The sequence below is a fragment of the Asticcacaulis sp. genome, from assembly GCF_027484505.1.
GTDB lineage: Bacteria > Pseudomonadota > Alphaproteobacteria > Caulobacterales > Caulobacteraceae > Asticcacaulis.
The window spans coordinates 1-10503 of sequence record NZ_JAIXSV010000233.1 but is presented as its reverse complement, the minus strand read 5'-3'; the positions used below and the strand labels follow the sequence as shown (position 1 = coordinate 10503).

The following is a 10503-nucleotide window of genomic DNA, read 5'->3' as shown; positions in this document are numbered from 1 at the left end:
GTGCCCGAAGGCGACATGGTCAAGATCCTTGAGCGTCACGGCCTGAAGTTCGGCCCGGACACCAATGCCTACACCTCGTTCGATGAGACGGTCTATATGCTGGACCTGCCCAAGAACGAGCATGAAACCATCGCCACCAGCCTCTTTCTGTTTTACGAAACCGCTGCCAATCTGACCTTGGCCCCCAAGGCTATTGACCGCGAACGCGGCGTCGTGCTGGGCGAGGAACGTGCGCGCAATTCACCCCCCTACCGCGCCTATGTCGAATGGGCCAAAGCCGCCTTCCCCGGTCAGCTCTATGGCCACCGCCTGCCCATCGGTTCGACACAAATCATCACCAAAGCCCCACCCAAGGCCTTTATCGACTATTATAACGACTTCTACCGCCCGGAACTCACCACCATCGTGGTCGCCGGAGATATCGACCCCAATCAGATTGAGGCCATGATCAAGGCGAAGTTTTCTGACTTCACCTCACGTTCCAAGCGCCCACTGGATAAGCTGAGCTTCGGCACCTACACGCCGCAAAAGGCCTCGGCCTATACCTATGTCGAGCCGGGTCTCGGCAAATCCATGCAGGTGACGTGGTTCAAGCCGTTCGACGATGCGTGGGAAACGCAGGCCAGGGACTTCGACGACACGCTCGATAACCTGACCCTGTCCATCCTCAACCAGCGCCTGGAGCGTCAGGCCAAGTCCCCCGAAAGCGCCTTTGCCGCCGCCGGGGCCGGTGACGACACGGTCGCCAAGACCGCCGAAACCCTCAGCCTCAGCATCACGCCCAAGCCCGGCAAGGAAAAGGACGCTTTTGAGCAGGCCTTCACCATGGTGCGGCAGTTCGAAACCTATGGTGTGACCGAAGACGAGGTGACCCGCGAACTGTCCGACATGGCCGCCAGCCTTGAGGCACAGGCCAAGGGCGAAAAGACGCGCAATACCGGGGCCATCGTCAATGCGCTGGTCGGTTCGGTGGCCGACAAGGAGGTCATGACAGCCCCCAGCCAGAACCTCGCCTTCTTCAACAGCATCAAGGGCCGCCTCACCGCCGCGGCGGTCAGCGCGCGCGCCAAGACGCTGTTTGCCGGTGACGGCCCGCTTCTGACGCATATGGCGTCCGATCTGGGCGGCTTCGACAAGCCGGCCATGCTGGCGTCTTATGAGGCCATCAAGGCCAAAACCGTTGAAAAACCGGCGGTCGCGGTCAAGAAGGCCTGGCCTTATGAAACCTTTGGTAAGGCCCCGGCCTCTGTGGTCAAGGAAATGCTGCTGACCGATATCGGCGTCACCGAACTGGCCTATGCCAATGGCGTGAAGGTCAATATCAAGCCGACGACCTTCAAGGACAACGAAATTCTGGTCAATGTCCGCTTTGGCGGCGGCCTGACGACCATCGGTCAGGACAAGGCCTTGCCGCTTACAGCCGCCAACTGGGTCGGCGTGTTCGACGGCGGTCTGGGCAAGCTCGATTCCGAAGAGATCAAGGAGACGCTGGCCGGACGCATCTACGGGGCCAGTTTCGGCATCGGTGAAGAGGCGGCCACACTGTCCGGCGGCACCACCCCGGCCGATTTCGCGCTTCAGATGCAGGTGTTGACAGCCTTCGTCACCGACACGGCCTATCGTCCGGAGGCGCTGGATCGTCTGAAATCCTTACTGCCCAACTATTACCAGACCCTGTCTTCGACACCCAACAGCGTCTTCTCGACCAGGGCCCCACGCCTGCTGCGCAATGGTGATACCCGCTTCGGCCTGCCGGAAAAGGACGCCGCTCTGGCGGTGAAGAACGACGATGCCAAGGCGCTGGTCACCGGTATCCTGACCACCGCGCCCATCGAAATCACCATCGTCGGTGACATCACGGTCGAAGAGGCCAAAAAGGTTCTGGACACCACCTTCGCCACCCTGCCCAAGCGCGCCGAAAGCGTCGCGCCGGTCAAGGGGGCCGATACGCTCAGCTTCCCCACGACCAATTTGCATCAGGTCCTGACTCACAATGGTCGCGCCGATCAGAACCTCAGCTACGTCGCCTGGCCAACCACGGACTTCTTCGCCGATACGAAGCAGGCCCGTGCCACTGAAATGCTGGCCGAAGTCATGACGCTGCGCCTGATCGACGAAATCCGCGAAAAGCAGGGGGCCTCCTACGGCTCATCGGCGGGCAGCGTGATGTCCAACACCTTCAAGGGTTATGGCTATCTGGCGGCGCAGGCGACGGTGAAACCCGAGGTCGATCAGACCTTCTATGACTCGCTGCTGGCCATTGCCGAAGACCTGAAAGCCAAGCCGGTGGAAGCCGACGAACTGCTGCGCGCGCGCAAGCCGGTGCTGGATCGTTACGACGTTCAGGTCAAGACGAACGGCTACTGGATGGGCGTGCTGCCCGGCATTCAGGCCGATCCGCGTGATCTGACCGCCATCCGCACGCGCAAGGCCGAGGTCGAGGCGGTGACGCCGGCCGACATTCAGGCCATGGCCAAGAAGTGGCTGATCAAGGAGAAGCTGCTGCGTATTCAGGTCAAGCCGGCGGACAAACCCGCCGCTGCCCCGGCGAAATAAAACAAAACCCCTCCGGCCCACACCGGAGGGGTTTTTCAATGTTTCCCCTCCCCGCACTGCGTGCAGGGAGGTGTAAGACTTATGCGTTCAGGCACCACGCCAGCACGGCCTTCTGGGCGTGGATGCGGTTTTCCGCCTCGTCCCAGACCTGCGATTGCGGGCCGTCGATCACACCGTCCGTCACCTCTTCGCCACGATGGGCGGGCAGGCAGTGCAGGAACAGGGCGTCGGGCTTGGCCAGCTTCATCAGCGCCTCATTGACCTGATAGGGCTCAAAGGCTTCAAGGCGTTCCTCGTGATCGAGGTCGCCCATCGACACCCAGGTATCGGCCATCACCACATCGGCGCCACGCACGGCGGCCTCCGGGTCCTGCGTCACCATCACGCGGGCGCGCGATTCCGCCGCAAACACCATGTCGGCGTTCGAGGGTTTGTATTTGGCCGGGCAGGCGATGTTCAGCGTGAAGTCAAAGCGTGCCGCCGCATGGATGAAGGAGGCGCAGACATTGTTGCCGTCACCGACCCAGGCCAGAGTCTTGCCCTTGATGTCGCCGCGATGTTCTTCGATCGTCTGAAGATCAGCGAGGATCTGACACGGGTGGCTCTTGTTGGTCAGACCGTTGATGACCGGTACGCTGGCGGCGCGCGCCAGACGTTCGACATCTTCGTGACGGTTGGCGCGGATCATGATGGCATCGACCATGCGCGACAGCACCTTGGCCGTGTCTTCGATGGTCTCGCCACGGCCGAGCTGCATGTCGGTCGCCGTCGAGATGATGGCGTCGCCGCCCAGTTGCCGGATGGCGGCATCGAACGAGAAGCGCGTGCGCGTCGAATTCTTTTCGAAGATCATGGCCAGCACGCGATCCTGAGCCGGGGCATCGGCATCGACGCGCCCCTTGGGCCAGCCCAGACGCGCCTTTTTGCGCGCATGGGCGTCGTCGAGAATGGCACGCAGGTCGGCGGCGCTCAGGTCGGAAATATCCAGAAAATGCTTCACCATTACGCGGTCTCCTCAACCAGCAGGGTGTCGCGCGCCGCCTGACAGGTCTTTTCGAACAGGGCCAGCGCCTCACGCGCCTCCTCAATCGTCAGGTTGAGCGGCGGCAGCAGGCGGATGCAGTTGTCCGAACCGCCGGCGATCAGCAGGCCGTTGTCGCGCGCCAACGCCATCACGTCGCGGTTGGACGGCTTGACCTTGATACCGACCAGCAGGCCCTTGCCACGGATTTCGTCAATAACGTCCGGGAAGGCGGCCTTGAGGCCCTGAAGCTGCTGACGCAGGAAGCCCGATACCTGATTGACGTGATCGAGCATTTCGGGGCTCGACAGCTCGCCATAGGCGACCAGACCGACCGCCATGGCCAGCGGATTGCCGCCGAAGGTCGAACCGTGGCTGCCGAAGACCATGCCGGAGGCGGCCTCTTTGGTGGCCAGACAGGCCCCGATGGGGAAGCCACCGCCCAGCGCCTTGGCCGTCATCATGACGTCCGGCTCAACCCCCGACCACTGATGCGCCCACAGCTTACCCGAACGGCCCATGCCGCACTGGATTTCGTCGAACATCAACAGCAGGCCGTACTGATCACACAGATCACGTAAGCCCCGCAGGCACTGTTCCGGCACCTGACGCGTGCCGCCTTCGCCCTGCACCGGCTCGACCAGAATGGCCGCTGCCGTGGGGGCCGCCGCGGCGGCTTTCAGCGCCTCATGGTCGCCAAACGACAGATGCACATAGCCCGGCAGCTTCGGCCCGAACCCGGCCAGATAGGCGTCATTGCCCCCGGCATTGACCGCGCCATAGGAGCGGCCGTGGAAGGCGCCGGTAAAGGTGATGATGTCGATACGCTCAGGCTGACCCTTGGCGTCGTGATACTTGCGCGCCAGCTTCAGCGCGCATTCGACGGCTTCGGTGCCCGAATTGGTGAAGAAGACCTGATCGGCAAACGAGTCTTCGCACAGCCGCGCCGCCAGCGTCTGCTGATCCGGGATGCGGAAGATGTTGGACACGTGCCACAGCTTTTCGGACTGGGTTTTGACCGCCTCGATCAGCTTCGGATGGCAGTGACCAAGGCCATTGGTGGCCACGCCCTGCACCAGATCAATGAACACGCGCCCGTCACGGGCGTAAAGTCGCACGCCTTCGCCGCGTTCAACCTCCATAGCGGCGCGGTTATAAACGCCGAACAGGTGATCTTCGGGGGCAGTCTCAGGCGTGGTGTTCATCTTCGTGAATCCCTTAAAAAAGAAGCATCCCCAAAGCCGCACGGGACCAAGGGGATCGGTAATTCTAAGCTTTAAGGGGCTTAGGCGCGCCTTGTGTATAAAAACGGCCTCAATGTCAATAAAAACCCCTGCACGATCACGCACAGGGGTTACGATCACAACGGCTTACTTCGCCGACTGATAGTCGTACAGTTCGACCTTGATGCCTTCTTTTTTCAGCAGGGCCTGCACGCTGTCCGGACCGGCCAGGTGCCCGGCCCCGACCACGATCATCTGCGTGCCCGAACCGGCCAGCACGTCCTTGATCGGCTGCACCCAGTTGCGGTTGCGGTTGACCATGACGGCTTCATACATCTTCGGCGTCTTGGCCTTCATCTCGTCGATCATCAGGACTTCCATCCCCTTGATGTCGCCGGTCTGCCACGCCGTCAGCAGCTTGGTGAACTGTGCCTTGGCGTTGGCGTCTTCCTTGACCGTATCGAGCAGCGCCTTCGACTCTTCGCCAAACACATCCTGAGACAGGAGCTTCATCTGGTCTTCCAGCGTCTCCAGCCCCTTGACCGGCAGGTTCTTGGCCCGCGCCGCCGCCAGAAGCGTCTTGTCCACGCCGATGTTCGGATCAAAGCCTTCGGTCTGCATCTGCTTCATGACCAGCATCAGGCTGGCCAGCCACGGCTTCAGCATAACCAGCTGGTCGATATTGAGGCCGTACTTGGCATAGGTGTCGCGGATCAGCTTCTGTTCTTCGGGCGTGTAGGGCTTCAGCAGGCTGCCCGTCGGGTCGATACCGTACTTTTGCACCAGCGCGCCGGCCGCTGCCTGATCGTCGATATTGGGCACTTCGAGATAAAGCGTGTCGGCGCTGTTGAACACCTTGTCGAGCGCCGGCGTCTTCCATTGGGTGTCGGCTTTCAGGATATGGAAGGAGCCATAAAGATAGATGGTGGAGTCGGCGTCGGTGATGACCCACATTTTCGGGGCGGGTGCGGCCTCTTTGGCCTGAACGGCCGACAGCGGCAGCAAGGTGGCGACCGCGACAAAGCCGGTCAGAAGCGCACGGCGGGTGTTTTTCAGATTGATCATGGGATACCCCCTCTTGAGTTTGAAAAAAAGACGATAGGTTAAGGTTGAAAGATGTCTTCGATTTTCAGGGCGAAGACGTCGGCGATTTTGAAGGCCAGCGGCAGGGAGGGATCGTACTTCTCCGTTTCGATGGCGTTCACGGTCTGGCGTGACACATCCAGCTTCTGGGCCAGATCGGCCTGAGACAGGTTCAGTTCCGCACGCAGGACTTTGAGACGGTTTTTCATGGGGTTATCTGTGCCGCAGCCACCAGATACCCCACGCGATGCCATAGCCAAGCAACATGGGCCCCGCCGTCAGTATCATGCCGAACTCGACGGCCCCGCCTTCATATCCCAGCTTCTGCATAAGGGCACGGGCCACCACGCCGTCGGTCACGGTAAAGACGATGAAAAACAAGGTGGAAATCGCCAGTCCGGCGCTGCCGCCCCAGTACCAAGCCCAGGCATGGGCGTGGCGCACGGCCTCATCAACACTCTGCCACCAGCGGATGGAATAGACCCCGGCGACCACGATCATCACCGCTCCCATCAGCGCCCCAGCCGTCGCCAGTATGGAGGTACGGTCTGTCACCCCGCCTTCCAGCATCAGGACCGCGGATAAGGCGCCGACAGCCATGCCTCCGAGCAGACTGAAACCCAATATTCGGAAAAGAGCGCCGGTGAAGGAAATCTTTTTCTTGGTCGTCATCGTCCTTACCTCAGCTGTATTTCACAGCGGTTACGAGCCGCGCGATCAGAACGCCTGCAACAACGGGCAGGAAACCCATCATTCGACCGGCCTCAAAGGGGTCACCGAAGCGGTGCATCGCATGGGACACCGCGTCCTCCAGCCCGGGCACAAAAATCAGCGACAGGTGCACGGTGAGAAACAGCAGGATGCCTAGAAACAAGCCCAATTGCGCCGACTCTGATTTCTTGCGCACCGCAAACTCATCATGGAAGTCCGCCCGGTGGCGCTTTTTGTAAACGAAAGCAAAGACAGCCAAGGCCACAAGGCCCGCAAGGATGCACAGCAGCGCGGGTACCGCCCATACAGGAAAGACAGGGGCCAGAAAGGCCTTGGCCGCCACAAACCCGCCAGCTGTGCCCAGCGTGACCCCCGCCACTATGACACCCGTGTAGAAAAACCGATTTACCGACATCAAGGACACCCCTCAAATTGACAAGCAACCTTTACACCGGGGCCATTTGCGTTGTCAAGCGTCCTTGTCAAAAAGATTGTGAAACTTGTCTTTTGGGTTTGCGGCCGCCTACGATCCCCGCTCTTTCATCTACGGCCCTGTCAGTGCGTAGAAAAAAGTAACTATCCTGACATAGGGAATGTTTACCCTTCCCTGCTAGGAATTCCCTGTAAAACAAGGGGCCACCGCAGGCCCGTTCCGGAACCCGTATGATTACCTGTGACCTGATTGCCCCGCGCGACCTTAGCGAAACCGACATGGCCGCGTGGCGCGACATGGCACGCCAGACCTTTGCCTTCGGCTCACCTGTGCTGTCGTGGGACTTTTGCGCCGCCGTGGCGCAGGTGCGCGACGACGTCAGGGTGGCGGTATTTCGTCGTGCCGGAAAGACCCTCGCCTTTTTGCCCCACCACCGCCGTCCGGGGCAGTTTGCGCGCCCCGTTGGCGCACCGTTTAACGACTATACGGCCCTGATCAGCTTTCCGGACACGGCCTTCCCGGTGCGCGAAGCACTGGCTCTGGCCGGGATTCGCGCCTTTCAGGTGTCGGGCCTGATCGACCCTTACGGTGCCTTTGACGGCTTTGAGGGCGAGCCCGAAGACGCCTATGGCATCGACCTGACTCACGGGGAGACGGTCAATAATGTCGAAAAGAAGCACCTGAAAAACATCAACCGCCTGCGCCGCCGCCTCGAAGAGGAACATGGCGAGGTGCGGTTTGAGCTGCCGGATTTCACGCCCGACCATTTTGACGCCATGCTGGCCATCAAGCGGGCCCAGACGGCGCAGACCGGCATCCACGACTTCCTGTCGGCCCCCTGGGTGCAGGCCCTGATGCGCCACCTGTTTGTGCGCCCGGCCGACACTCAGACGCAGCTTTATGGCCACCTGACCACCGTCACGGCGGGCGGCAAGCCGATCATCTGGCACTTTGGTCCGCGTCTGGGGGACCGCGTGCACCCGTGGGTCTCGGCCTTTGATCCGGCCTACAGCGCCTATTCCCCCGGTCAGATCTTCCTGCAAGGCTGCCAGACGCCGCTGCGTGAGCTGGGGGTCAATTATTACGACCTCTCAACCGGGCAGCAGCATTACAAAAGCGCCTTCTGCAACACCCATTCGGTGGTGCAGCATGGCCGCCTGTTTGCCGCATCCGGGCAAGGCCGCACCTCTGAGACCCTGTCGCACCTGATCGACAGCAGCGGCAAGGCGCTGGGGGTTGCGCACCTGACGCGGCGTCTGGGGCGTCGTCTCGACCATCTGGCCAGTCTGGAACTGGACATCGGCGGGCGCGTCAACGGCACGATCTACGCCTTTGCCAATGCCCGCAAGCGGTTAAGCCAGTAAGATGTCGGTCAGCCTGATCATCCCCACCTTCCGCCGCCCGGACGGCCTGAAGACCGCGCTGAGCTCGGTCTTTGCGCAGACGGGCGTTGACGTCGCGGTGAATATCATCGTCTGCGACAATTCTCCGGAAGGATCGGCGCGCGCTCAGGTCGAAAGCCTGACGCCCGGCGCGGGCCAGACCCTGACCTATCTGCACGAACCCAGTCCCGGCGTCGCCAATGCCCGCAATACGGCGGTAAAGGCGGCCAACGCCCCCTTCATCCTCTTCCTTGATGACGACGAAGAGGCCCCGCCCGACTGGGTGGCGAAAATGCTGAGCGCGCAACAGGCCTTTGACGCCGATGTGGTGTTCGGCCCGGTCACCGCGCGATTGCAAACCGCCGATCCCAAATTCCGGCCCTATTTCGAAGCCTTCTTTTCGCGCTTCGGACCGGCCCACAGCGGCCCCATCCCCGACTATTACGGCTGTGGCAATTCGCTGATCCGCCGCGCCCGGCTGAGCGGCGAGCAGCCCTTCGACACCAACCGCAACAATTGCGGCGGTGAGGATGACAAGCTGTTCTATGCCCTCAAACAGGACGGCGCGCGCATGGTGTGGGCCGCCGATGCCTTTGTGTGGGAAGACGTGCCCGAAAGCCGCGCCACGCTGCGCTACACCCTGCCGCGCGCCTTTGCCTATGGTCAGGGGCCTTCGACCTCGGCCATGGCGGGGACGCCGAAAAAGCCGCTGACCTGCGCCTACTGGATGCTCAACGGGCTGGTGCAGGCGGTGCTGTTCGGCGGGGCGGGACTGGCGCTCTATGCGGCAGGCTCAAAAGCCGCCGCGCGTATCCTCGACAAGGCCGCCCGTGGCCTTGGCAAACTCATCTGGTTTCACAAGATCGGCTTTTACGGCACCGCCCTGCTGCGCCCCAATCCCGCCGGAAGATAGACATGACCGACATTCTCACCTGGACCGACGCGCACAAGGCGGGTTTTGGCCGCGAAAACCTCACCTTTACGCACGACCTGCACAACAGCCCCCTGTTTACGGATGAAGCGCTGATCGCCCTGATCGACCGCTATCCGCGCGACAAGCTGGAAGTGTTTACCATGGGCTATGACCCGACCAACTGGGGGCAATGGTTCCTCGGCCGGCGCGGCGCGCATGACGGACGCGCGCTGATGGCAGGGGTGAAGGCCGGGCGGCTGTGGCTCAACCTGCGTAAGGTCAATCATGCGGATGCCGACATTGGTGCCCTGTGTGAGGCCATGTTTGCCGAGATTCGCGCCAAGACGGGTGTCAGCACGCTGAAGGAAGATCTGGGCCTTCTGATTTCCTCGCCCAATGCCCACGTCTTCTACCACCTCGATATTCCGCTGGTGACCCTGTGGCAGATACGCGGCGTCAAGCACGTCTATGTCTATCCGCCCAAAGACCCCTATGTCTCGGATCACGACCTCGAAGGCGTGGCCTTGCGCGAATCGGATGAGCAGTTGCGCTTTGATCCAGCGTGGGATGCCGACGCGATGAAGGTCGAGTTTGTACCGGGGCAGATGCTCACGTGGACACAAAACGCCCCGCACCGCATCGTCAATCAGGACTCGGTGAATGTATCCTTGTCGATCGAGTTTATGACCCCGGCCGCCATCTGGCGCGCCAATGTCATCTATGCCAATGGCTGCCTGCGGCGCTGGCTGGGGCTGAAACCCGCTCTGGCGACGTCGCCCAAATGGCTGGAGCCGTTCAAGGTGGTGTTTGCGCGTCTGGTGAAAATGGCCGGCGGCTATAATGGCAACAAGTCGCCGCTCACCCCGCGCTTTACGCTGGATGAGGCCCGCCCCGAAGTCCTGCACTTCGATGAGGGCGTCGAAGCGCCGGTTCCGTCAAAGCGGGCGGCGTAACTACAGCGACGGCGATGCCACCGGCGTCGGTTCGTTTGGCGCGGCCTCGGCAGTGGCGGCGACCAGCAGATCGGCCTTGAACTTGTCTGAATGACGGTCGCCGTGTTCGTCGAACCAGTCGCAATAGACGTAGTTGTCGAGATCGACATTGTTGACGGTCATGGCCGGGCCGCCGGATTTGAGTTGAACCGTATCGCCAATCATATAGCCCATACTATCCTCCATCGT

General features: G+C 61.4%; 11 protein-coding genes. 4 read left to right on the top strand and 7 right to left on the bottom strand.

Annotated elements, in window-relative coordinates; translation table 11 throughout:
• A partial coding sequence (locus Q0072_RS13780) for an insulinase family protein (RefSeq protein ID WP_298331178.1) occupies positions 1-2556 on the top strand: 2556 nt, incomplete at its 5' end.
• 79 nt (positions 2557-2635) lie between these two features.
• On the opposite strand, the gene argF is transcribed toward Q0072_RS13780, so the two are convergent.
• The 6 genes from argF to Q0072_RS13750 all read right to left on the bottom strand — a co-directional run bounded on the left by argF (position 2636) and on the right by Q0072_RS13750 (position 7009).
• Complete coding sequence (argF, locus tag Q0072_RS13775) at positions 2636-3559, bottom strand: ornithine carbamoyltransferase (protein WP_298331176.1); 924 nt, start codon at positions 3557-3559, stop codon at positions 2636-2638.
• Complete coding sequence (locus Q0072_RS13770; RefSeq protein WP_298331173.1) at positions 3559-4782, bottom strand: aspartate aminotransferase family protein; 1224 nt, start codon at positions 4780-4782, stop codon at positions 3559-3561. The genes argF and Q0072_RS13770 overlap by 1 nt, the downstream gene beginning before the upstream one ends.
• Before the next feature lie 165 nt (positions 4783-4947).
• The gene (locus tag Q0072_RS13765) at positions 4948-5865 is read right to left on the bottom strand and encodes a TraB/GumN family protein (RefSeq protein ID WP_298331171.1); all 918 of its coding nucleotides are present in this window, start codon (positions 5863-5865) and stop codon (positions 4948-4950) included.
• Between the two features lie 38 nt (positions 5866-5903).
• Complete coding sequence (locus Q0072_RS13760) at positions 5904-6092, bottom strand: helix-turn-helix transcriptional regulator (protein ID WP_298331169.1); 189 nt, start codon at positions 6090-6092, stop codon at positions 5904-5906.
• A gap of 4 nt (positions 6093-6096) precedes the next feature.
• Complete coding sequence (locus tag Q0072_RS13755) at positions 6097-6555, bottom strand: hypothetical protein (protein ID WP_298331167.1); 459 nt, start codon at positions 6553-6555, stop codon at positions 6097-6099.
• A 10-nt stretch (positions 6556-6565) separates the two neighbouring features.
• A complete protein-coding gene (locus tag Q0072_RS13750) occupies positions 6566-7009 on the bottom strand; it encodes a hypothetical protein (RefSeq protein WP_298331165.1) in 444 nt (147 codons plus the stop codon).
• A 248-nt stretch (positions 7010-7257) separates the two neighbouring features.
• Between Q0072_RS13750 and Q0072_RS13745 the strand changes: the two genes are divergently transcribed.
• From Q0072_RS13745 to Q0072_RS13735, 3 genes are read left to right on the top strand one after another with little or no spacing between them, the layout of a single operon-like run.
• Positions 7258-8391 (top strand): GNAT family N-acetyltransferase, encoded by a 1134-nt coding sequence (locus tag Q0072_RS13745; RefSeq protein ID WP_298331164.1) that lies wholly within the window; start codon positions 7258-7260, stop codon positions 8389-8391.
• A 1-nt stretch (position 8392) separates the two neighbouring features.
• Positions 8393-9322: a glycosyltransferase family 2 protein gene (locus Q0072_RS13740; RefSeq protein WP_298331162.1), complete on the top strand. Its 930-nt coding sequence runs from the start codon at positions 8393-8395 to the stop codon at positions 9320-9322.
• Positions 9323-9324: 2 nt separating this feature from the next.
• Entirely contained in the window at positions 9325-10275 is a 951-nt protein-coding gene (locus Q0072_RS13735; protein ID WP_298331160.1) for a hypothetical protein, read from the top strand.
• On the opposite strand, the gene Q0072_RS13730 is transcribed toward Q0072_RS13735, so the two are convergent.
• Positions 10276-10503: DUF2158 domain-containing protein (locus Q0072_RS13730; protein ID WP_298331158.1), on the bottom strand; the 228-nt coding region annotated here is incomplete at its 5' end.